We start from the raw sequence: 20,620 nt of genomic DNA, 5'->3' as shown, positions 1-20,620 counted from the left end.
GTCAGGAAACGGCGGGCCATCCGGTTCAAGTGGCACATCCGAACCGGACAGGAGCCTGAAATGCAGCATCGCGTCATCGTTCTCGGAGCCGGATACGCCGGAGCCAGCGCCGCCGGCCGCCTCGCCAAGCGGCTGCGCCGCGAGGACGTCGCCATCACCCTCGTCAACGCCGAGCCCGACTTCGTGGAACGCGTTCGCAATCACCAGCTCGCGACCGGCCAGGACCTCAGGCCCCGGCCGCTCAGCGAGATCTTCGCCGGCACCGGCGTCGAACTGAGGCTCGCGAAGGTCACCGGCGTCGACGTCGACCGCAAGACCGTCGCCATCACCGGTGCGAGCGGCGCCGAAGAACTGGCGTACGACACCCTCGTGTACGCCCTCGGCAGCGACTGGAACAGCCAAGGCGTACTCGGGACCGCCGAGCACGCCTACCAGCTCGCCAGCCGTACCGGAGCACTCCGGTTACGGGGGCGCCTGGCGGGCCTCGACGCCGGGCAGGCCGTGGTGGTGGTCGGCGGCGGCCTCACCGGCGTGGAGGCCGCCACTGAGATCGCCGAGGCCCGCCCGGACCTCAACGTCGCCCTGGCCGCCAGCGGCGGCCTCGGCGACTGGCTCTCACCCAAGGGGCGCGAGCACGTAAGGAAGGTCTTCGGCGGGCTCGGCATCACCGCGTACGAGCACGCCGCCATCAGCGGCGTCGAAGCCGACCGCGTCACCACCGCCGACGGCAAGGTCATCCCCGCCGCGGTCACCGTATGGACCGCCGGTTTCGCGGTCCACCCGATCGCGAAGGCGACCTCCCTGGAGGTCTCCGGCACCGGCCAGATCGTGGTCGACCGGACCATGCGCTCGGTTTCACACCCCGACGTGTACGCCGTCGGCGACGCGGCCATGGCGATGGGCGCCGGAGACAAGCCGCTGCGGATGTCGTGCGCCTCGGGAATCCCAGTCGCCTGGCTGGCCGCCGACGCCATCGCGGCGCGCCTGACCGGCCGGAAGGTCCCGAACAAGACGATCGGCTATTTCAACCTGTGCGTCTCATTGGGCCGCAAGGAGGGCCTGATCCAGTACGTCACAGCTGACGACCAGGCCAAGCAGGCGGTCCTGACCGGCCGACTGGCCGCCGCCTACAAGGAACTGATCTGCAAGAGCGCCGCATGGAGCGTCGCCAACCCGACACTTGGGATGCCGACCCGGCCCAATCGCGTTACGCGTGAGCAGACGCTGATGCAGGAGACCGCATGAACATCGAGCATGCGCTGCAAGGCACGGCGCCGGCCGTGGGGGGTCACCCCCACGGAGGGTGACCCGCTACCGTGCTGGCCACCAGGCGAAGCGCTCAGGCCGGCGGGCCCGCATCACGCGCCGCCCGTCGGGTGCTCACCACGTTCCGCCCATGCCAGGCGAGTACGTAGCACGCGAGTATCACAGCGGCCCCGTCGGCGCCTCCCAGGATCATGCTCCGAACCAGGTCGTAGCCGCTCACCGCGGCGCGGTCGGTCACCGCCCCGGCGGCGGCCCCGGCGATCACGGCCACCGTGACCATGGCCAGCACCGCGCCGCGCACCCGGCCCGCCACCCCGGGCAGCCGTTCCGACCGGAGCGGGGTCCGCCGATACCAGAGCGCGAACCATCCGGCCAGGGCCGCCAGACCACCTACCGAACTGGCGTACATGAGCACGTTGAACACACGATGCGGGCCGATGACCGGTAGCCGCAGCACCTGCCAGTGCGCCACCGCGAACCCGCCGACCTGCGTGAACCCGTCCCAGACCAGGTGCGTGGCCATCCCGGCGACCAGCGCCGCCACCACCGTCACGGGCGCCGGCCGCGGCGCGACGGGCAGCCGGGCGCGCAGCCCGGCCGGGGCCAACGCGACCAGCGGTGCCCGGAGCGCCTGGTGAAACAGCACCAGCAGCACCGCGCCCGACGGCGCCCCCAGCAGCAGTACCCCCCACCATGCGTGCGTGCTCGCCGACGAGAACGGCAGCGGCAGGTAGTACGGCAGATCAGGTATGACCGCCCCGACCGCCAGCGCCGACGGCGGTAACCACCGCCGCATCGGCAGGATCGCGGCGACATGGCTCAGGGTGAACGGCACACGCCATTATCGGTACTCGCCGTCCGGACGGTGATCTATATCGATATCTCTGTGGCTCCATGGATCATCGCCGCGTGCGCAGGACGCGGGGAGAGGCGCCCAGCTCACGGCGGCACGCCTTGTTGAACGCCTGCAGGTCCGCGATCCCCACTGCCGCGGCGATCGCGGGGATCGCCAGCGTCGACTCGCGCAGCAAGTGCAGCGCCCGCGACAGCCGGCGGCGGCGGATGTAGGCGACCACCGTGTCACCGCTCTGGGCGCGGAACAGCCGGGTGAGGTGGTTGTGCGAGACCCCGGCGGCCCTGGCGACGTCCGGTACGGTCAGCGGCGCGGCCAGGTTCGCCTCGATGTACTCGATCGCCGCGGCCACCACGGCGGGCCGGCTGCCGACCACGGGCAGGCTCGCCACCCGCCAGAGCACCGACCACACCTCGGCCGACGCCCTGGCCGGAGTGCCGGGGACGGCCGCGATGGCCTGGCGCAGCGCTGCGCCGATGATCGGGGCCTGGTCGCCGGCGTCCCGCATGACCGTCACGGTGCGGCGCTCGTCCTCGCCGGGCAGGCGGAAGTGCGCGTACAGGTGCTCTGATCTGCCCCGATAGTGGTAGTGCACCTCGGCGCCAGGCGGGATCAGGCTCACGTGTCCCGGCTTGATGGCGTGCGTGGTGTTGTCCAGGACGAGTTCGGCCGCGTAGCCGTACAAGTGGAGTTGCCACAGGTCGGGCAGCCGAAATACGTCGTGGAGGCCGACGACGCCGTGCACGCCCACTCCCGCCCCGGCCACCACGGGCGGCTCGGAGAGCGCGATCGTCAGATGACGCACAGCGCATGTCTACCCCAGTGGGGGAAAATCAACCAGTAGATGAGGATTACAACCCACGACACGGCGAGTGTCCGATTCTAGCTTTGAGGCATGAGAACCACTTTGCTCACCTCCGCGCAGGTGGCCGGCTTCGTGGCCGCCGGTTACCTGCGGCTCGACGGAGTCGTCCCGGACGAGCTCAACGACCAGGCGATCGACGTACTGGAGGCGGGAATCCCGCGCCTGCCGTACGGGACCTCGATCGACAAGGCATTCCCCGAGGGGACGTTCGCCCGCCGCCTCATCGAGCTGCCCCAGGTCGCCGGGGCCCTGCACTCCCTCGTCGGGCCCGGCCCGACCGTCGACCACCACGCCGTGCACATCCGCGAGCCGTACAACGGACAGGCCCAGCCGCTGCACGCCGACGCCATCATCGACACCCGTGTGGACGCCTTCGACGTACAGCTCATGTACTACCCCCGCGAGGTCACCGCGGACATGGGCGGCACCCTCGTGGTGCCCGGTAGCCACCTGCGCCGCGTCAACGAGAGCGACACCGGCCGCTACCAGAACCTGCTCGGCCAGACCCGGCTGACCTGCCCCGCCGGGACGGTGATGCTGCTGCACCACGGCATCTGGCACGGCGGCCGGCGCAACGACAGCGCGGTCCGGCGGTACATGTTCAAGATCCGGTTCAACCCCACCGTCCCGCAGGTGCTCCTGTGGGACACCTCCGACCTCGCCGACCCCGCCGTCCTCGGCGAGCTGGGCAGGCGTTTCCCCTGGTACGAGCAGGCAACCGGCCGGCTGGAGTTCCACAATCGGGCACTCCTGTGGCGCGCCATGACCGCGGATCCCTCGTTCGACATCGACTACTGGATCACGCGTGTGAACAACCGTCCCGGGAGGGTCGCATGAAGCAAGAAGTGCTCGTTCTCTACTTGGCCACCTCCGCCCTCGACGCGCCGGTGGTGGGATGGTCCCGCTACGACGGCACCGGGCGTACCGATCCGACGGCGGGTGACGGGGACGAACCGCCGTACGAGACGGGGGTGGACGCGCTGCGCGACGGCTGGCGGCTGTTCCAGGCGTCGCAGCTGATCCCGCCGTACCCAGGGCACGAATACGACACGTCGTTTCTCAAGCACGAGTTCTTCTTCGAGAAACTGTCCTGATAGCGCTTCCCGGCCGGCGAGGGCGACCGAGGCCAGGCGAGACCCGGCCACCCCCATGGAGCGGCGCGGCTACCTCAGGAACGGTGAGTTAGGGTGACCCGCGTGAGCCCACGTGAGGTGGCAGCAGGCCGATTATCGAGCCTGCTCGCTCGTGCCCGATCGGCGGCACTTGTCGGGAAGATGGGTGAGCGCCCCGCACCACTCGTCGAAGTGGCCGCTCTGCTGCTCGTGATCCTGCTCTTCGCATGGCTTCATACCGTCGTCGGGAAGGACGTCGCAGCCGCTACCGCCAACGCTCTGGCCGTGCAGTCCATAGAGCGGGCCGTCCATCTGGACATCGCACTCAGGGCGAACCAGTGGCTGACCGAGCATCCGGCCCTCATCCAGCCGGCGGTGTACTACTACCGCCTGTACTACCTCGCGATCATCGGTGTGCTGGTGTGGGTCTTCGTCCGGCATGCCGAGGTCTACGTCAAGGTTCGGCGGACCCTCGTCACGATGCTCGTTCTCGTGCTGCCCGTTTACTGGGCGCTGCCCATGTCGCCCCCACGGTTCGCTTTACCGGGCGTCGTCGACATCATCGCCGAGCACGACATCCTGGGCGGCCATGCCTCACGAGAGATCGCGAACGGCCAGAACCTGACAGCGATGCCCAGCATGCACGTGGGGTGGTCGTTGTGGTGCGCGTACGCCGTGTGGTGCGCGCTGCGGCCCTCCCACCCGCGATGGGCGTTGCTGTCATGGATCTTTCCGCTGGGCATGATGGCAGTCGTGCTCGTCACGGGGAACCACTATGTGCTCGACATCGCCGGAAGCGTCGTGTTGCTGGCCGTCTCCATCGTTGTCGTATCAGCGTGGAACCACCTCGCCGAGCGCCGGCGTGCTCGGGATCGCGGCGGTATGGGGACAATGGCGCGATGACGACGTGGTACCGCCGCGCGCGACGCGGACAGCCGATGACTTCCGCGCGACGTGGGACACACTCGAACGGCTCTGGCTGGAAACGGTACTCCAGCTGACGGTCCGGTGGGGCTACGCTGCTCACCCTTGCCGGCGACCAGCCCGCCCCCTGCTCGGCACTCGCCGGAGCAGGCCGGGACTGGAGTGAACACGTAGCGATATGAACGACGCCGAGGTCAGCGTCCGGTGAGGCCGTCGAGCATCAGGTTGAGGGTGAACTCGAACCGCTCGTGCCCGGTGCCGGCGGTCAGTTCGGCCGCGTGCCGCCTGGTGTTGGGGAATCGGTCCTCGGGGAGGGCGGCGAAGCGGTTCAGCAGCTCGTCGCGAGATAGAACCCACTCATCGTCGGCGCCTTCCCCGCCGGCTTCGGTGTTGTCGCTCTGCCGTGTGGTGCGCAGGGAGGCTTCCAGGCTGTAGGCGTTGACGTACAGGGTCAGGGCGTCGCCGGCCCAGGCCGCGGTCTGCGCCGGTACGCCGCCGGCGAGGAGGATCGAAAACAGCCCCTCGCCGACGCGCAGGGTTTCCAGGTTCGTCGGTACGACGGCCAGGGCGGCGCGGGAGATGCCGGGGTATTTCAGGTATTGGTCGCGCATCTGCGCGCACACGCCGATGATCTGTTCTCGCCAGGTGGCCGGGTCGGGCTCGGGGAGGACCAGCGCGGCGCTGAGGCGGCCGATGAGCAGGTCGTCCAGGTCGGTCTTGTTGACCACGTGGAAGTACAGCGACGCGGGCCCGGTCTTGAGAGCGGTGGCCACACGCCGCATGGTCAGCGCTTCGTATCCCTCGGCCGCCACGATGCCCAGCGCCGTGTCGACGATCAGGTCGACGGTGATCGGCTGCTTGCGGCGGGCGGGCGCGGCAGTGCGGGCGGCGGTGTCCTGGTCGGTGGGCTGCTGATGCCGGGCCGCGCGCCGCTGCTCGGGAGTGGACCTCATGGGGTCACCTTACCAGCGAATAGAACACCTTTCCATTTGAATGGAGCACCGTTTTATAGTAGAACAGTGTTCCATGGATATAGATGAGCGCACTCCACCTGCGACGACGCTGAGCCTGCGGCACGCGTGGGCCGTCCTGGCCGTCGTCTTCATCGCCGACGTCATGGACCTGATCGACTCCAGCGTCGCCAACCTGGCCGGGCCCTCCATCCGCGCCGACCTGGGCGGCGGCCCGGTCACCCTGCAATGGGTGCTCACCGGCTACACCGCGGCCTTCGCCCTCGGCCTGGTCACCTCCGGGCGGCTGGGCGACTTGCTCGGCCGCCGCCGGCTGTTCCTGATCGGCATGACCGGTTTCACCCTGGCCTCGCTGGCCTGCGGTCTGGCCCCGAGCGTCGCGTTCCTGATCGTCGCCCGCATCCTGCAGGGCCTGTTCGGATCCGTCATGATCCCGCAGGGCCTGGCCCTGGTGAAGGTCGTCTTTCCGCCCGAGCACCTACGCAAGGCCCTGATCCCGTTCGGCCCGGTGATGGGCCTGGCCACCGTGGCCGGGCCGATTCTGGCGGGCTGGCTGCTGCATATGGACCTGTTCGGCAGTCAGTGGCGGTCCATCTTCCTGATCAACGTCCCGATCGGCGTCATCGCCGCCGTGCTCGGCTGGCGTGTCCTGCCCCGCCGTGGCGGTGAGGACGCCACCGTCCGCCTCGACCTCACCGGTGTGGCCCTGCTCACCGCCGCCTCGGCCCTGCTCATCATCCCGCTCGTCCAAGGCCGCGAGCTCGGCTGGCCCGTGTGGACGTACGCCATGATGATCGCCGCCGCCGTCGCCCTGGCGCTGTTCGTCGTCTCCGAACGCCGCAGCCGGCACCCGCTCATCACGCCCTCGCTGTTCGGCAAGCGCAGCTTCGTCGTCGGCCTGGTGATCACCGGCGGGTTCTTCGCCTCACTGGGCGGCTTCACCCTGGTCATCAACCTGCTGCTCCAGCTCGGCATGCGCTGGACTCCCATCCACGCCGGGCTCACCCTGATCCCCTGGGCCCTCGGCACGGCCATCGCCGTCGGCCTGGCCGGCGCCTTCCTCGCCGAGAAACTCGGCCGCGCCACCCTGCAGATCGGCCTCGCCCTCGCCGTCACCGGCCTGCTCGCACTGTGGTGGACCGTCGCGCACTTCGGCACCGCGATCACCTCATGGAACCTGGCCCCGGCACTGCTGATCACCGGCTTCGGCTCCGGCCTGATCTTCGTCCCGCTGGTCGACTACATCCTCGGCGACGCCACCCCCGAAGAGGCCGGTACTGGCGCGGGCATGCTCAACGCGGTCCAGCAGTTCGCCGGAGCCCTCGGCGTCGCCGCACTCGGCACGGTCTTCTTCGCCCGCGCCGGCCACCCCACCACTGGCTCCTATACCGCCGCCGCCGAACTCGTCTTCGTCATCGCGGCCGCCCTCTACTTCCTCACACTCCTCCTGGTCAGCCTGCTCCCCAAACACGCCCAACAAGCCCACGGCTGAGCCACGTAACCCGTCGGCTGGACGCCCCTCACCGTGCGCGAGCGCGAGGTGCTCATCGAGGTCGGGCTGGTCGATTGACCCAGGGCTTGGCTTGTCGAAGAAGTAAGTGCCGGTCATAGGACTGGTCGAGGCTGAGCCAGCCCTGTTGAGCCCTCTCTGGCTCTCCTGCGTCCGGTGGCTATAACGGAGCGGCATTGATCTTCGTCGTGACGCCCCGGGGGACAACGTGATGACCCATATAGGACGAATGGCCGCCGGTGTGGGCCTGCTCGCCGCCCTGTGCGTGCCGGGGCAGGCGGTCGCCGATCCCGAACCGCCCCCAGCAGGGGCGGCGCCGCCGGTGATGGACCTGGTGCTGGACGGCGATTCGCTCTCTCTGCACGACTCCTTCGCGATCCTCGAAGGCCGTCCCGTCGTCGTGCGGCTCGCGGCGGACGCGTGGGCCCACATGAACCAGACGCGAACCGGAGCGCTGGCCGCCCTGGACGACCAGCGGGTGTACGGGTGGAACCAGGCGCTCGGACCGCTGAAGGACCGTCCGCTGACGGCCGAGCAGGCGGAGCAGTTCCAGCGCAACGTGCTGCGCTCCCACGCCGCAGGCGTCGGGGAGCCGCTGCCCGACAACGTGGTGAGGCTGGCCATGATCCTCAAGGCGAACCAGCTGGCCCGAGGAACGGTCGGCGTGCGCCCCGAGGTGCCCCAGCGGCTGCTGGCCATGGTCAACGCCGGGGTAGTGCCGCGGATGCCGCAAATCGGCTCGCTTGGCACCGGAGACCTACAGCCGCAGGCGGCGGCGGGACTGGCGGCGATAGGCGAGGACGCGCCGGTGCGCTACCGGGGTGAGGAGGGACCCGCCTCCGAGCTGCTGCCGAAGGCCGGGCTGGCCGGCGACTTCACCTTGCAGGCCGGGGAAGCGCTGCCGATCATCAGCGGCAGCACGGTCCTGGCCGCCACGCTGATGGACGCCGTACACCGGGCCACCGTGCTCGCCGACCAGGCAGAGGGCGCCTTCGCCCTGTTCATGGAGGCGACCAGGGCCGAGCAAGGATCGCTGGACGCGCGTACCCACAAAGAACGCCGCATCCCCGAGCAGAACGCGATCGCGGCGCGTCTGCGCGCGATGGTGGCGGGCTCGGGCTGGATGACGGAAGAGGGCCGCCGGCGCCTCGATCCGGCGGACTACCACCCGCGGGTCCAGGACGCGGTGTCGGTGCGGGCGGCGCCGCACATCATGGCCGGGCTGCGGCAGGTGCTCGCCGACACGCGCCGGGCTCTGGTACGGGAGGCCAATGCTTCGACCTCCAACCCGCTGATCTTCAAGCGCGACCAAGGGCCGGGGTACGAGTTCGTGATGGGCGGCAACTGGGACGGCTCCGTCATGGGGCACCTCGCCGACACCGTGAACGCGGAGATCACCGACATTGGGGTGCTGTCGCAGGAACTGTCGGGGCGGCTGCTGTCCCCCAGGTGGAGCTACGGCCTGCCGGCCAATCTCGTCGGCGGGACGGTCGGCCTGAACTCCGGAATGGTGCAGGTGCAGACGGTGGCCGCCGCGCTGATCCCGGAGATGCAGGCCAGGGCCACACCCGCGGGCACCCTGTCCCGGCCGGTCAAGGATGGGCAGGAGGACCACAACACGATGGCGATGGCCTCGGTCCGGCACCTGCACGAGAACCTCGACCGGCTGGAAATCGTCCTGGCGGTCCAGTACCTGATGTCCGCTCAGGGAATCGACCTCATCGCGCAGCAGATGTCCGGCCTGCCGCTCGGCACCGGCACGCGGACCCTGCTGGCGGAGCTCAGGGAGTACATCACGCCCCTGGGTGATGACCGCTATCTCACTCCTGACCTGGAGCGGGCCATCTGGCTGGTGCACAACCAGCATCTGGTGCCGTACGTCGCGGGGTGATGCGAGTGGCGCGACTGTCCGTCTCCTCGGGCGGCCGGGTGACCGCGGCTACGGGGTTGCGGGCGTCAGCGGCGGATCGGACGGCGGCATGTACGAACCGTCCCTCTCCTTCAGTCTTCACCGGCAAGGGACACGAGAACAAGACTGTTTCTAGTTGCTCAATCTTGTGAGACTGACGGGCATGACCAGCCTGAACGAACATGACTTTGCTGATCTCGTCCGTCGGCTCGCGCATGTCCGCTGGATCGCCGGAGGTGCCGGCGCGGGCAAGAGCACCCTCAGCCAGGTCTTGGCCGAACGCTATGACGTGGTCGTTTATGACGGCGATCTGGCCGAACGTCACTACATCCAGCGGTGTTCCCCGCAGCGACATCCGTACATGTGCGCGCTGCTGCAAACGCCTCTGGAACAGAGATGGACGGGCCGCACGCCGGAAGAGATCTTCCAGAGCATGCCCAGTCTGCACGGCGAGACCATCGGACTCGTCATCGAAGACCTGCTCACCCTGCCAACCGACCGCCCAGTGCTGGTCGATGATTTCCGTACCCTGCCCGAACACGTCGCACCATTGCTGAAGTGGCGTGAGCAAGCTGTATTCCTGCGGCCAACGCCTGAATTCCGGCGCCATGCATTGGGCACTCGATTCGCTGACCCAGCCCGAGCGCGAGCAAACTGGGGAAACTGCGACCACGTCGAGGCGATGGCGAATCGGCTGGGCCGCGACGAGCTCTGGGACGACGAGGTACGACGCCAGGCTCTCAAGCAGGATTTGCCGCTGCTGGAGGTCGATGGCTCTCGAGGCATTGCTGAGTTGGCCAACGAACTGGCGGCGAGGTTTCTCCTGGCGCGGAACTGACTGTGCACGCCCGGCTGGTCTTCTGGGAGACACCTGAACGGACGTAGCTTGCTAGGCCGCGTGGCTAAATGGGTTGGTTTCAACTACTAGAGCTGGTAGAACGCCACAGGCAGGGTGATCGCGGGCGAAGCTCCGATATACGTGAGGTTCCAGCGCCCGACAGTGACGGGCCCGCTTTCACCGTGACGAATACCGAAAGTCCAGCTTCATGACGAGGACAAATGGTCCTTTCCTGGGTCTTGGCCCGACATGTTGATTCGCTCCCCATTCTGAAGGGGCCACCCCATGTATCCGCCACCCCCCTCCCACCCGGGCTACCCGCCACCGATGCCCCTACGTCCGGTCCGCGGCGTCGCCATCTTCGCCGTGGTGGCTCTGGTGTGCGACTCCCTCGTCGGCATCGTCGCGGCCGGGATCGACCTCTGGTACGCCTCATTCGTGGACCGCATGGTCGTTGACCTCGACTCCGTGCCCGAGGCGGAGATCGACACGGCCGACCTCGTCTACGGCTTGTCCGGCATCCTCGAGGCGGTCGTCTACGTCGTGGCCATCGTGGCGTTCCTGGTGTGGTTGTTCAAGGTCAGGGCGAACGCCGAGATCCTTTCACCCGGCGGCCACCGGCGCGGCCAGCCGTGGCTGATCTTCGGCTGGGTGGTGCCGATCGTCAACTTCTGGTTCCCCAAGCAGATCGTGGACGACATCTGGTACGCCTCCTCCCGCGTCCCCTCGCCTCCTCGGGGGCTGTTCAACGCCTGGTGGGCGGCTTGGCTGATCGGCACCTGGGTGACCAGCTTGGGGAGCCGCCTGCTGTTCAGGGCCGACGAGTTGGAGTCGCTGGCCGCTGCTGCGCGGTTCGATGTGGTGAGCATCGTGCTGATGCTCATCGCGGCCGTGCTGGCGATCGGCGTCATCCGCAAGATAACCGAGGCCCAGGAGGAACAGCGAGGGCCTGTCCGCTTGCGGCCACTCGCCCATTCTGGGGTGGACGATCAGGGATATGGCACTGATGCTGGTGCACAGTACTGTCATGATCATCGGCCGATTGGGAGAGCCGTATGAAGACCCGTACCTGGACTCGCCGTGCCGCCGCTTTGACCGCCGGCCTGGTCGCCGTGCTGGCGCTGGGCATCACTCCCGCGCATGCGGACACCGTGATCCGCAAGCCGCAACAGCCATCGCCGCAAGCGGCCATGGTGCTGTCCGACGGCGAATCGGGCTGCAACCGCGCGGTGTGAGGCGCGGCAGTACATTTCCCCCCTAACCGGCAGGGCAGGGGGACGGGGGGACGGTTCCAGAGCAACCCGCCCAGGGCACGCACATTGAGTACGAGGTACTCAGGCCATGCCGGCCCCACGCCAGCACGCTGGGTCACATGAAGTCACACATCCTTCGTACAGCAGCCGTCATCGCTCCCCTCCTCGCCCTCGGCGCGACCACCGCCACCCCGGCATCCGCCGCGCCGTCGGCCACGGCCGTCTGGGCCGCGTCGAACGTCCAGCTCGTGAACTGGCAGACCGGCAAGTGCCTGACCATCGCCGGCGGCGTCAGCACCGAGAACAACGTCGAGGCCGTCCAGTACACCTGCGACAGCCACCCCTCCCGCTTCTGGGAAATCCGCGACTATTACGGCTGAGCCCCCACAAAGCCTTCAGCAGGGGAAAACCAGTACAGCGGGCGGGATTACCGTCGCCCTAAGTCGAGAATTTCGACCTCGTGACCGCAATGGCCGCCCCAGCGCAGGGTGGCGGTACGAGAAGAGGGACTCAACCATGCCCAAGTACATGATCCAGGCGACCTACACCGCGGATGGCCTCAAAGGAGTGCTGCGAGATGGCGGCACCGGACGCCGGCAAGCGGTGGAGCGCATGGCGGAAAGCGTCGGCGGGCGGGTCGAGCAGATGTATTTCGCGTTCGGCGAGACGGACACGTATGTGATCGTCGAGCTGCCGAGCAACGCGGCTTCGGCCGCTGTGGGGCTCACGATATCGGCGACCGGGGCGGTGCGAACGAAGACGGCGGTCCTGCTGACGCCAGAGGAGATCGACGATGCCGCGCGGATGGAGGTGGCATACCGGGCTCCTGGCGCCTGACAGATCTGTCCAGGCCGGGGGAGCGGGCACCAACCGGACGGGTCCTAGAGGCCCGTCACCAGCGGAAACGTGGTGACGGGCCGATCCTTGCGGACTCGTTACGGGGGCCACGTCTGGCCGTCTCCACGATGCTTGCTTTTAGCGTGTTTACGCGCGTGAACAACGATACGGCGCACCTGCTGAGACCTGACTTGCTCCGGCGAGGCTGGTGACGATCGTCGCGGCGCGGTGTCGGGCCACGTCGTGCAGGTCCCAGCAGACGGTGGTGAGCGGCGGGACCGCCAGACGTGCCGTGGGAATGTCGTCGGCTCCGACGGCGGCCATGTCGGTGGGGATGGCGAGGCCGTGGTCGTGCAGGCCGGCGAGTACGGCGAGCGCGGTCTCGTCGTTGAAGGCGCAGACACCCGTCACCGCCTGTTCGCGCCATCCGGTGATGGCCTGCGCCGCGCTGGCGATCTCCAGGTGTACGGTCAGCGCCACGGGAGGTTCGAGCTCGGCCTGCAGGCGGCCCAAGTGTCGCATGGGAGAGGCGTCCTCGGGCTCGGAGGGGAGCACGAGATCGGCGCCGGCCCGGTGCAGGGCCTGGACGGTGTCCTGGTCGAAGGAGGAGAAGCCGACGACCACGGAGGCGTCGACTGCAGCGCACACGTCGGGCAGTGACCGGCCGTGTGCCGCCGCGAGATGGGTGACCAGCGTCAGACCGTAGGCCGCCAGCGCGGTGGCCAGCTCTTCGACGGCTGGTGCTCCGCGCCCCAATCCCATAGGGCTTGCAGAACGGGGCCGAGGCGGCGCCCGTCTGCGGTGAGTGTGTAGGAGACCCGGGGCGGCCAGCCAGGCTGACGGTGGCGAGCGAGCACACCGGCTTCCGTCAGGTGCGCCAGCCGATCGGACAGGACCTTGTCCGACAGCGCGGGCAGGGCATGGCGGAGTTCGGTGAAAGTGCGATCTCCTTGCAGGAATTCGCGAATCACCAGGGTTGTCCAGCGGCCGTGCAGAGCCGCGAGGGTGATCTCCACCGGGCAGGAGGGGGTGGGTTCGGTGACGTTGGCGCGAGGGTCGTCGGGCAAGCCTGGCCGACCTGGGTGGCCAACCGTTTGGTGAGTCACGAGGGCGCCTCCTAGCGTTGCCGCGTCTGACTGATTTGTACCTGCTGGAAGGACATGCATCGATGATGCGGCAGCTTGCTGAACGCCCCGAGGACGTGCCCGCGGTGTTCGCCGAGCGGTTCAACACCGGGGATGTGGAGGCGGTGGCGGAAGTCTATGAGAGCGGGGCGGTGTTCGTCCCGGAGGCGGGCTCGCCGCTGACCGGGCGGGAGGCCCATGCCGCCAATGAGCGATTCTTGAGTCTCGGGCTGCCGATCACGGTTCGGCCGCGACACGTCTACACCGCCGGCGACATCGCCTTGCTGATCGTCGACTGGGTCATCGACGGGACGGATCGTGACGGCCGTCCCGTACACATTGAGGGCACCGCCACCGATGTCGCCCGACGCGGGCAAGATGGGCGCTGGCGATACGCCATCGACAACCCTTTCGGCGTGAAACCGGGAACCGGCGGCCAACCGTGATCTGTGAGCCGGGGGAGGCGGCAGTGCGGTCGTTTCCCCCCGCTCAGGTGTCATCGGCGCAGGCCGAGCCGTTGGATGAGGCGTCGGTAGCGTTCGATGTCGGTGTTACGTAGGTACTTCAGCAGTCGCCGACGACGACCGTTGAGCTTCTGCAACCCGTGACGGCTGTGATGGTCCAGCTGATGGATGCGCAGATGCGCGGTGATGTCGCCGATCCGATGGGTCAACAGCGCGATCTGCACTTCAGGGCGAGGAGCTGCAAGCTCGGTCGTTTACGGCCGAGAAGCTGACGTGAACCGGTGTCACCCTCGAAGGTCGCGTACTCCGCGATGATCGCTTTCTTGCGCGCGTCTTCCAGCGCCATGATCTCCTGTTTTCTGGAGGTCGGTCAGCGCGCGCAGGTAGGCCGCCGCAGCGGGGGCCCGAAGTGTCAGGGCCGCCGGGCATGCTCACGCTGACTGGGGTTTTCCCTGCCGCATTGATCAGAGTCGGTAAACATGCTGGCTCTCCTCCCGTACCGCGACACGATCCAGAAAGGCGGTCGGCGTTTCTGCTCGCCGTACCGTCGTGCCGATCCTTGGCCGGTCGACTCGCAAAGCACAACTGGTTTATCCCTGCGATGGTCTGGCCGGTGCCAGATGGGCGCGTTCGCCCTGCGCGCTGAACAGGGTGAGCACCTCCGCGGACTGGCTGTCGGCGCTGCCGATCCAGTGCGGTACGTGGGTGTCGAACTCCGCGGCCTCGCCGACGCCGAGCCGGAACTCCTGCTCGCCGAGCACGAACCTGACGTGTCCGTTGAGGACGTAGAACCACTCGTATCCCTCGTGGGTCCGCAGGTTCATCGTGGGTGCCCGGCCGGCGGGTGGATAGATCACCTTGTACGCCTGTATGCCACCGGCCCGCCTGGTCAGTGGCACCATCACCAGTCCGGATCGTCGCACTGGTCGCAGATGGATACGCGGGTCGCCGGTGGGCGGCGCCGCGACGAGATCATCGAGCGGGACGCCGTGCGCCCGGGCCAGAGGCAGTAGCTGTTCCAGCGTAGGCCGGAGCTTGCCGTTCTCGAGACGGGACAGAGTGCTCGCGGTGAGACCGGTTTCGTCGGCCAGCGCCGCCAGCGTGGTGCTCCGCGCCTTGCGCAGGGCGCGTAGACGCGGCCCGACTCCGGCCAACACGTCTTCTGCGGGGTTGTTCATGCCTCCCGATAATGCGGATCCGCAACTTTTCTTGCAAGCGGGAAGCGGCGGTGGCGATGCTGTCGTACATCACGGGCGCCGAAAGTGCCTATCACGACTGACGAAGGGGCAACCCTTATGGATTCCACCCGAAACCGACAACCCACCGCCGACGCTACGGGCGATCAGGACGCCGAGCTGTTCTGGGAGCGGCACTACCGCACCCGGCGTACCTGGGACGCACGCGTCAACCCGCTGCTCGCCGAGATCGCCGCGCCGCTGCGCCCCGGCGCCGCCCTCGATCTGGGCTGCGGCGCCGGCGGCGACGCCATCTGGCTCGCCCAGCAGGGCTGGCACGTCACCGCCGTGGACATCTCCACCACCGCCGTCGAACGGGTACGGGAACGCGCCCGCGATCTCGGCATCGCGGACCGGGTCGCCACCGAACAGCACGATCTGGCCAGAAGCTTCCCGGCCGGCCAGTTCGATCTCGTCTCCGCCCAGTACTTCCAGACCCCGTTCCCGTTGCTCCGCGGCCAAGTCCTGCGCACCGCCGCACAGGCCCTGCGCCCCGGCGGTCTGCTGCTGATCGTCGACCACGGCTCCACCGCGCCCTGGTCATGGAACCAGGACCCCGACATCCACTACCCCACACCCACCGAGATCGCCGCCGAACTCGATCTCGACCCCGCGCACTGGTCCGTCCTGCGCGCCGACATGCCCCGCCGCCAGGCCACCGGACCCGCAGGTGAGACCGCAACTGTCATCGACAACATCCTGCTCATCCAACGAACCGCCTGAACCACAACCGCCTGAACCACAGTGGAGTGACTCGATGCAGCGATCCAGAACACGGACGAAGGACACCACGCCGCCGCGGACCGGCGCCGACGAGAAGGCCACCCTGCGGGGCTTCCTCGACTATCTGCGGAACGCGATCGCGGACAAGGTCGCGGGCGTGCCGGAACCGCAGGTCCGTACGGCCGCAGTGCCCTCGGGCACCAACCTTCTGGGGCTGGTCAAGCACCTGGCGTTCGTCGAACGGTTCTACTTCCTCGGGGAGGATGCCGGCGACTGGCCCGCGACCATGCGGCCGTCCGCGCAGGACACCGTCGACGGCGTACTCGCCGACTACCGGAAGACCATCGAGCGGGCGAACCAGGTCATCGACGCCTGCCTGGACCTGGCCCTTCCCGCCCCGCGACCCTCGCGCCCAGGGCCGGCGCCATCGATGCGATGGGTCCTGGCGCACATGATCGAGGAGACCGGCCGGCACGCCGGCCACGCCGACATCCTCCGCGAGCAGATCGACGGATCGACCGGCCGCTGACCAGCCGGGCCCTTGCCGAGCGGCTCACGACCGCTGATGACCCGGGGCGGACGTACCAGTCACTCCGGATCTCACGCCGCCACGCGCGCCTACCGGGCAGTTCCTGTCAGCAGAGCCGTCCAGACTCCCCATGCTTCCTTCGTCGACGATCGGGCAGTTTCGTGGATCTGGGGGCCGTCGTCGAGTTGGATAGTGCGGCGGATGAAGGCTTGACCGCCCCCGGCGCACAGTTCGTACACCGTGGCGCGGCAGTCGCATGTCCAGGCGAGCGATCGTGTCCTGTGGATGCGGAGGCCGGAGACGTGCCACTCCAGGCGGACATGGTCGCGCTCCGCCATCGCCACATGCGGACTGATACACCGGTCAGGGGCGATCTCCGGAGGAGTCATGGCCGCATCTTAAGCTGTGAAAGCTATAGCGCGCTATAGCGCGCCGTCCATCGCCATGGCACGCAACAGCTTCCTACCGTTCATGGGTGGTGGAGTTGAAGGCGAATCAGCCCAGGTGGCGGCAAGTCCACGCGATCATCGTGGTGCGCATCCGCACGGGTGAGTACAAGGCCGGCGAGCGCATCCCGTCCCTTATTGCACTCATTGAGGAGTTCGGCATCGCCAACGCCACTGGTCAGAAGGTCATGCGGGCTCTGCGGGCGGACGGCCTGATCCGCACCGAACCCGGCATGGGCAGCTTCGTGACCACCCCAGAGGAGCGTCAGGCGGTCGAAGGCCAGTGATCGGGGGCCCGCAACTGCCGTGTGAGGATGCCCGGGTCAACGGCCTCAGCCGCCGGCGGTGGACAGGAGATCGAGTGTGTGAGTGAGGGCGGCGCGGCCTCTGCGCAGAGCGGCGGCCGGATCGGTCCCGGAGGGGCCCTGCCAGCGCAGATAGACCACGGTAGAACTCCGCCGTACGGACACCGCGACGTGCGTGACAGAGTCCTGACCGGCGGCCAAGGTCTCGATCTCGCCAATCCATGGGCCCCTGGTGAAGGGCTCGACGCGGGGGCGGACATTCTTGAAGACCGCGTCGCGGAAGTCGCAGCTCCTTCCCCCGCTCTTGCCTGGTCCGGCCCAAAGAAGTGGCCGGACGCGCTCCTGCTCGGCGCTCTGCTCATCGGGCAGGAACAGCACGTCCTCGCGGACGGAGACCTCACCGATCAGGCGACGCGTGATGGCGGGCGCGCTGCCGTACACGTTCTCGTTGAAAGCCAGTGAGCAGATCCAGTCATGGTCGGCATCAGTAGGGCTCGACCACGGCGCCATGTCCTCGCCGTACACGGACGGCGGGGGCAGAGCCGCGGCCATCGCTGTTGAGGCCGCGGGGGCGGCGCCGGCCGGTGCGGGGCTGGTGGGAGCACCGCCTACGGCGGCCAGCACGGACGTTGCCACGGCGGCGCCTTGGAGCAGCGGCGGCCGACCCGGTAGGCCGCCCGCCTCGAATTCCCAGTCCCACGACACTTCGGCCAGCAGCGCGCCACGGGCGGCCACGATCGTCGCCCTGGCGCCCGAGTCGCCATACTCCGTCCAGTTCTCCGTGGTGACCAGGGCCTGCATGCCGCGCCATCCCCAGCGGTCGAAATCGGCCACCTCGCTGAGCGCATAGTCAGGGCGATCATCGCACTGCTCGGTGCCGCGCCGGGCTGCCGCGACCAAGCGGGTCGCCTGCGTGGGCGAGGTGATCCAGAACCGTACCTCCAACGGCCTTGCCACCTCCCCAGCGCGCAATTGCGCGGTGTAGCCGGGCACGCCCTCGGGTGGCAGCCGTGCCTCGACGCCCTGTCCCTGTCCCGGCCAGCACCAGTGCAACAAAGGGGTGTTCAAGCTCAGTGCGTAGGGCGCGTAGGTGACGCCGATGTCCTCCAGGCCGCGGTCGACGTCATCGTTCGCGCGGCCCCGCAGTCGCTCAGCGATCTCCTCGACGGAGGCCGCCGCGTCCTTGGGCATCGGCAGCGCGGGCATAGCCAGCTGATCGAGACCACCGAGAGTGAACAATAGGGTGACGGCTGCGGCGGCGACGCGCAGCCCACGAGCCCTGGCAAGATCCACAACGAATACGACGCCGTGCACATGATCAAGGTTCACCTGGTCCGCAAGCGTTCTCAGCGGTCGTCGCATGGGATGCGGAATCTCGGAAGCCCGGATGATCCTGCTGCGTTGGATCGGTTTCCCGACCCCCACTGTGAAGCAGCTGATCCACTACCAGTCACCCCCTAAAGCTGGGTTTCACGCACCGCTTTAGGCCAAGGGCGTGAAGTTAAGGGCTGGTTGATTCTGTCAATAGCGATCCCGGGCATGGTCCGGGATCGCAGGACACGGCGGACCAGCATGGGCTTGGCTCCGCGCTCACCGTCTCGGCGTCGCAGCTACCTCGAGGTAGGCCGTGGCCGGAATATGGGTGGCGAATCTGCCGAGTAGTTCGAGATCATCCGGCCATGTCGGATGATGCTTCAGGACAGTACCGAGTAGGCGAGACGGCTCTGCTGGCCGTGGTGCGGGAAGCCGAGCCATTGGTCGGGAGCTGGCGGCGGCGTCTTGATTCCTCCGCGAACGCGGGGATTCCCGCGCACGTGACGGTGCTTGTTCCCTTCCTCGACATCGATCGCATCGGGCCCGCGGTCATCGACGATTTGACCGCGCTGATCGGCGCGCACAGCCCGTTCGCCGTCCGCTTCGACGAGTGCCGGCGTTTCCCTGGCGTGCTCTACCTCGCGCCGACGCCCGAGCAGCCGTTCCGTGCCCTGACCGAGGCCGTCGCGGCGCGATGGCCCGAAGCGCCACCGTACGGCGGACAGTTCGCGGAGGTCATCCCGCACCTGACGGTCGCCCACGGCCAGCAGGACCAGGTGTTCCACGAGGTGGAAGCCGCGATCACCCCACGATTGCCGGTCACTGCCCACGTGTCGTCGGTCAGCCTGTTCGTCAGCGACGGCCACCGCTGGCACCAACACGCCGAGTTCCCGTTGCTCGGATGATCGTCATTCTCCGGTGACCTGGCTGCGCTCGATGAGCTCCAGCACCGCGTCCCTGGTTTCGCGGAAGACGGCGACGGTGTCGGCGGCGGCCGCGGTGATGGCCGGTTCGCCCGGAGCGACCGGCGGTTCGAGCAGCTGGGCCACGGTGTCGGCGAGGATCTCGTAAGGGTCGTCGACGCCGAGCGTGGCCGTCGCCGGGTCGGACATGGCCATGCCGAATCCGGTGAGCACGGCGTGCACGGTGTACGCCTGGTCAGGCCAGGGGCGGTCATGGCGGAGGAGGCCGTAGCGGTGGAGGATCGGCATGACCGCGTTGCACAGCGCGCTGGGCCTGGTGCGGGCGAACAACTCGCGGTCGCCGGCCTGCTGGGTGAGCAGCCGCAGCAGGTCGGGGTCGCCGCCGTAGAGGCGACCCGCCAGCGGGAGTCTCTCCGCCGTGCGGATCAGCAGCGGGGCCAGGCGGCGCGGCTGCACCACGGCGGGGTCGGCGGTGATGCGGGCGATGATCTCGTCCACGAGGGTCAGCAGTTCGCGGGCGAACAGCCCGAGGATGAGGTCCTCCTTGGCCGGCCAGTAAAGGTAGACGGTGCCCTTGCCGACGCCGGCCGTACGGGCGATCTCGCTGACCGTGACCTTGCGTACGCCGTGGTCGAGCACCAACTCGCGCGCGCTGTCCAGGATGCGGGCGGCTTTGCGCGATTGGTGCTCGATCAGCTGGCTCACCGGAGTCGTCCTCTTCCATGGCTCGTCACACGGCGGCGACGTCGAACTCTTTGTTCGTGAAGTCTGGGCCCTTCATTATTCTGCCCATGGCCTGCCCGAGGCCCGGCCGGTTCATCAGGCGGAGCATCACGGTGCGCATGATCTGCTCCCTGCGGTCGTGCGGGGTGAAGATCCTGCGCATGATGAACGCGCGATCCTCGCCGCCGCACGCGAGCTCGCCCTGCGGTCGGGCGTACGCACGGTAAGCCTGTGCGCCGTGGCGGCGGCCGTCGGGCTGGCGAAGTCCAATGTGGTGCGCTATTTCGGCACGCGCGAGGAGATCTATCTCGAACTCGCCGGTGCCCAGAAGTCGCTAGGCGCTTCTGGGCGCCCAGGAGTTACCAGGCGCCCAGAAGTCATAAAGCGGTCAGATCTCTTCGACGCTGCTCGGCTCACGCCGGGACAGATCGATGCCGAGCTCTTCCGCGGCGCGGAAGACGTCCTCGTCGGTGTCACGCATCTCGATGGACATGCC

At 68.2% G+C, this 20,620-nt stretch carries 26 protein-coding genes and 1 pseudogene; 17 read left to right on the top strand and 10 right to left on the bottom strand.

Annotated elements, in window-relative coordinates; all coding sequences use genetic code 11:
* The first annotated feature begins 60 nt into the window (after nt 1–60).
* Nucleotides 61–1,245, top strand: coding sequence for an FAD-dependent oxidoreductase (locus tag AB0J16_RS51360; protein WP_358553966.1), 1,185 nt, complete (start codon nt 61–63; stop codon nt 1,243–1,245).
* 94 nt (nt 1,246–1,339) lie between these two features.
* On the opposite strand, the gene AB0J16_RS51355 is transcribed toward AB0J16_RS51360, so the two are convergent.
* Both AB0J16_RS51355 and AB0J16_RS51350 read right to left on the bottom strand, forming a co-directional pair.
* Nucleotides 1,340–2,101, bottom strand: a complete 762-nt coding sequence (locus AB0J16_RS51355; protein WP_358553963.1) for a DUF4184 family protein — start codon at nt 2,099–2,101, stop codon at nt 1,340–1,342.
* A gap of 64 nt (nt 2,102–2,165) precedes the next feature.
* The gene (locus AB0J16_RS51350; protein ID WP_358553960.1) at nt 2,166–2,924 is read right to left on the bottom strand and encodes a helix-turn-helix transcriptional regulator; all 759 of its coding nucleotides are present in this window, start codon (nt 2,922–2,924) and stop codon (nt 2,166–2,168) included.
* 90 nt (nt 2,925–3,014) lie between these two features.
* On the opposite strand from AB0J16_RS51350, the gene AB0J16_RS51345 reads away from it, so the two are divergent.
* The 3 genes from AB0J16_RS51345 to AB0J16_RS51335 all read left to right on the top strand — a co-directional run bounded on the left by AB0J16_RS51345 (nt 3,015) and on the right by AB0J16_RS51335 (nt 4,999).
* Nucleotides 3,015–3,821 (top strand): phytanoyl-CoA dioxygenase family protein, encoded by an 807-nt coding sequence (locus tag AB0J16_RS51345; RefSeq protein WP_358553957.1) that lies wholly within the window; start codon nt 3,015–3,017, stop codon nt 3,819–3,821.
* Nucleotides 3,818–4,078 carry a hypothetical protein gene (locus AB0J16_RS51340; protein ID WP_358553954.1) on the top strand — a complete coding sequence of 87 codons (261 nt, stop codon included), beginning with the start codon at nt 3,818–3,820 and terminating at the stop codon, nt 4,076–4,078. The genes AB0J16_RS51345 and AB0J16_RS51340 overlap by 4 nt, the downstream gene beginning before the upstream one ends.
* Before the next feature lie 102 nt (nt 4,079–4,180).
* Nucleotides 4,181–4,999: a phosphatase PAP2 family protein gene (locus AB0J16_RS51335; protein WP_358553951.1), complete on the top strand. Its 819-nt coding sequence runs from the start codon at nt 4,181–4,183 to the stop codon at nt 4,997–4,999.
* A 215-nt stretch (nt 5,000–5,214) separates the two neighbouring features.
* On the opposite strand, the gene AB0J16_RS51330 is transcribed toward AB0J16_RS51335, so the two are convergent.
* Complete coding sequence (locus tag AB0J16_RS51330) at nt 5,215–5,973, bottom strand: TetR/AcrR family transcriptional regulator (protein WP_358553948.1); 759 nt, start codon at nt 5,971–5,973, stop codon at nt 5,215–5,217.
* Between the two features lie 73 nt (nt 5,974–6,046).
* Between AB0J16_RS51330 and AB0J16_RS51325 the strand changes: the two genes are divergently transcribed.
* The 7 genes from AB0J16_RS51325 (at nt 6,047) to AB0J16_RS51295 (ending at nt 12,338) form a co-directional block, all read left to right on the top strand.
* Nucleotides 6,047–7,483 carry an MFS transporter gene (locus tag AB0J16_RS51325; protein WP_358553945.1) on the top strand — a complete coding sequence of 479 codons (1,437 nt, stop codon included), beginning with the start codon at nt 6,047–6,049 and terminating at the stop codon, nt 7,481–7,483.
* A gap of 229 nt (nt 7,484–7,712) precedes the next feature.
* Nucleotides 7,713–9,392: an aromatic amino acid ammonia-lyase gene (locus AB0J16_RS51320; RefSeq protein WP_358553942.1), complete on the top strand. Its 1,680-nt coding sequence runs from the start codon at nt 7,713–7,715 to the stop codon at nt 9,390–9,392.
* Nucleotides 9,393–9,573: 181 nt separating this feature from the next.
* Nucleotides 9,574–10,248 (top strand): hypothetical protein, encoded by a 675-nt coding sequence (locus tag AB0J16_RS51315; protein WP_358553939.1) that lies wholly within the window; start codon nt 9,574–9,576, stop codon nt 10,246–10,248.
* Between the two features lie 327 nt (nt 10,249–10,575).
* Nucleotides 10,576–11,307, top strand: coding sequence for a DUF4328 domain-containing protein (locus AB0J16_RS51310; RefSeq protein ID WP_358553936.1), 732 nt, complete (start codon nt 10,576–10,578; stop codon nt 11,305–11,307).
* Nucleotides 11,304–11,483, top strand: a complete 180-nt coding sequence (locus AB0J16_RS51305; protein ID WP_358553933.1) for a hypothetical protein — start codon at nt 11,304–11,306, stop codon at nt 11,481–11,483. Before AB0J16_RS51310 ends, AB0J16_RS51305 begins: the two co-directional genes overlap by 4 nt.
* A gap of 137 nt (nt 11,484–11,620) precedes the next feature.
* Nucleotides 11,621–11,881 carry an RICIN domain-containing protein gene (locus AB0J16_RS51300; RefSeq protein WP_358553931.1) on the top strand — a complete coding sequence of 87 codons (261 nt, stop codon included), beginning with the start codon at nt 11,621–11,623 and terminating at the stop codon, nt 11,879–11,881.
* A 136-nt stretch (nt 11,882–12,017) separates the two neighbouring features.
* Nucleotides 12,018–12,338, top strand: a complete 321-nt coding sequence (locus AB0J16_RS51295) for a GYD domain-containing protein (RefSeq protein WP_357655454.1) — start codon at nt 12,018–12,020, stop codon at nt 12,336–12,338.
* A gap of 147 nt (nt 12,339–12,485) precedes the next feature.
* Here the strand turns inward: AB0J16_RS51295 and AB0J16_RS51290 are convergent, their stop codons facing one another.
* Nucleotides 12,486–13,100, bottom strand: a complete 615-nt coding sequence (locus AB0J16_RS51290; protein ID WP_358553929.1) for a substrate-binding domain-containing protein — start codon at nt 13,098–13,100, stop codon at nt 12,486–12,488.
* Nucleotides 13,034–13,405: a helix-turn-helix domain-containing protein gene (locus AB0J16_RS51285; protein ID WP_358553927.1), complete on the bottom strand. Its 372-nt coding sequence runs from the start codon at nt 13,403–13,405 to the stop codon at nt 13,034–13,036. The genes AB0J16_RS51290 and AB0J16_RS51285 overlap by 67 nt, the downstream gene beginning before the upstream one ends.
* 74 nt (nt 13,406–13,479) lie before the next feature.
* On the opposite strand from AB0J16_RS51285, the gene AB0J16_RS51280 reads away from it, so the two are divergent.
* Nucleotides 13,480–13,908 carry a DUF4440 domain-containing protein gene (locus AB0J16_RS51280; RefSeq protein ID WP_358553925.1) on the top strand — a complete coding sequence of 143 codons (429 nt, stop codon included), beginning with the start codon at nt 13,480–13,482 and terminating at the stop codon, nt 13,906–13,908.
* A 50-nt stretch (nt 13,909–13,958) separates the two neighbouring features.
* On the opposite strand, the pseudogene rpsO reads toward AB0J16_RS51280, so the two are convergent.
* Together rpsO and AB0J16_RS51270 are read right to left on the bottom strand one after the other, a co-directional pair.
* Nucleotides 13,959–14,272, bottom strand: a pseudogene (gene rpsO, locus AB0J16_RS51275) (30S ribosomal protein S15).
* A 244-nt stretch (nt 14,273–14,516) separates the two neighbouring features.
* The gene (locus AB0J16_RS51270) at nt 14,517–15,104 is read right to left on the bottom strand and encodes an XRE family transcriptional regulator (RefSeq protein WP_358553923.1); all 588 of its coding nucleotides are present in this window, start codon (nt 15,102–15,104) and stop codon (nt 14,517–14,519) included.
* 117 nt (nt 15,105–15,221) lie between these two features.
* On the opposite strand from AB0J16_RS51270, the gene AB0J16_RS51265 reads away from it, so the two are divergent.
* The 3 genes from AB0J16_RS51265 to AB0J16_RS51255 all read left to right on the top strand — a co-directional run bounded on the left by AB0J16_RS51265 (nt 15,222) and on the right by AB0J16_RS51255 (nt 17,146).
* Nucleotides 15,222–15,884: a methyltransferase domain-containing protein gene (locus tag AB0J16_RS51265; protein WP_358553921.1), complete on the top strand. Its 663-nt coding sequence runs from the start codon at nt 15,222–15,224 to the stop codon at nt 15,882–15,884.
* A 34-nt stretch (nt 15,885–15,918) separates the two neighbouring features.
* Nucleotides 15,919–16,413: a DinB family protein gene (locus AB0J16_RS51260; protein WP_358553919.1), complete on the top strand. Its 495-nt coding sequence runs from the start codon at nt 15,919–15,921 to the stop codon at nt 16,411–16,413.
* 475 nt (nt 16,414–16,888) lie between these two features.
* Nucleotides 16,889–17,146, top strand: coding sequence for a winged helix-turn-helix domain-containing protein (locus AB0J16_RS51255; RefSeq protein WP_358553917.1), 258 nt, complete (start codon nt 16,889–16,891; stop codon nt 17,144–17,146).
* 45 nt (nt 17,147–17,191) lie between these two features.
* Here the strand turns inward: AB0J16_RS51255 and AB0J16_RS51250 are convergent, their stop codons facing one another.
* Nucleotides 17,192–18,478: a hypothetical protein gene (locus AB0J16_RS51250; RefSeq protein WP_358553915.1), complete on the bottom strand. Its 1,287-nt coding sequence runs from the start codon at nt 18,476–18,478 to the stop codon at nt 17,192–17,194.
* A gap of 365 nt (nt 18,479–18,843) precedes the next feature.
* Between AB0J16_RS51250 and AB0J16_RS51245 the strand changes: the two genes are divergently transcribed.
* Entirely contained in the window at nt 18,844–19,383 is a 540-nt protein-coding gene (locus tag AB0J16_RS51245) for a 2'-5' RNA ligase family protein (protein ID WP_358553913.1), read from the top strand.
* Between the two features lie 3 nt (nt 19,384–19,386).
* Here the strand turns inward: AB0J16_RS51245 and AB0J16_RS51240 are convergent, their stop codons facing one another.
* Nucleotides 19,387–20,106, bottom strand: coding sequence for a helix-turn-helix domain-containing protein (locus AB0J16_RS51240; RefSeq protein ID WP_358553911.1), 720 nt, complete (start codon nt 20,104–20,106; stop codon nt 19,387–19,389).
* Nucleotides 20,107–20,131: 25 nt separating this feature from the next.
* Nucleotides 20,132–20,287: a hypothetical protein gene (locus AB0J16_RS51235; RefSeq protein ID WP_358554198.1), complete on the bottom strand. Its 156-nt coding sequence runs from the start codon at nt 20,285–20,287 to the stop codon at nt 20,132–20,134.
* Here AB0J16_RS51235 and AB0J16_RS51230 point away from each other — a divergent pair.
* Nucleotides 20,264–20,620 (top strand): helix-turn-helix domain-containing protein (locus AB0J16_RS51230; RefSeq protein ID WP_358554184.1); only part of this gene is annotated, 357 nt, incomplete at its 3' end. The two genes, AB0J16_RS51235 and AB0J16_RS51230, sit on opposite strands and share 24 nt — an antisense overlap.

Origin of the sequence: Nonomuraea sp. NPDC049750 (assembly GCF_040659625.1) — a bacterium.
In the GTDB taxonomy this organism is placed as follows: domain Bacteria; phylum Actinomycetota; class Actinomycetes; order Streptosporangiales; family Streptosporangiaceae; genus Nonomuraea.
This window is presented reverse-complemented; position numbering and strand designations above follow the sequence as displayed.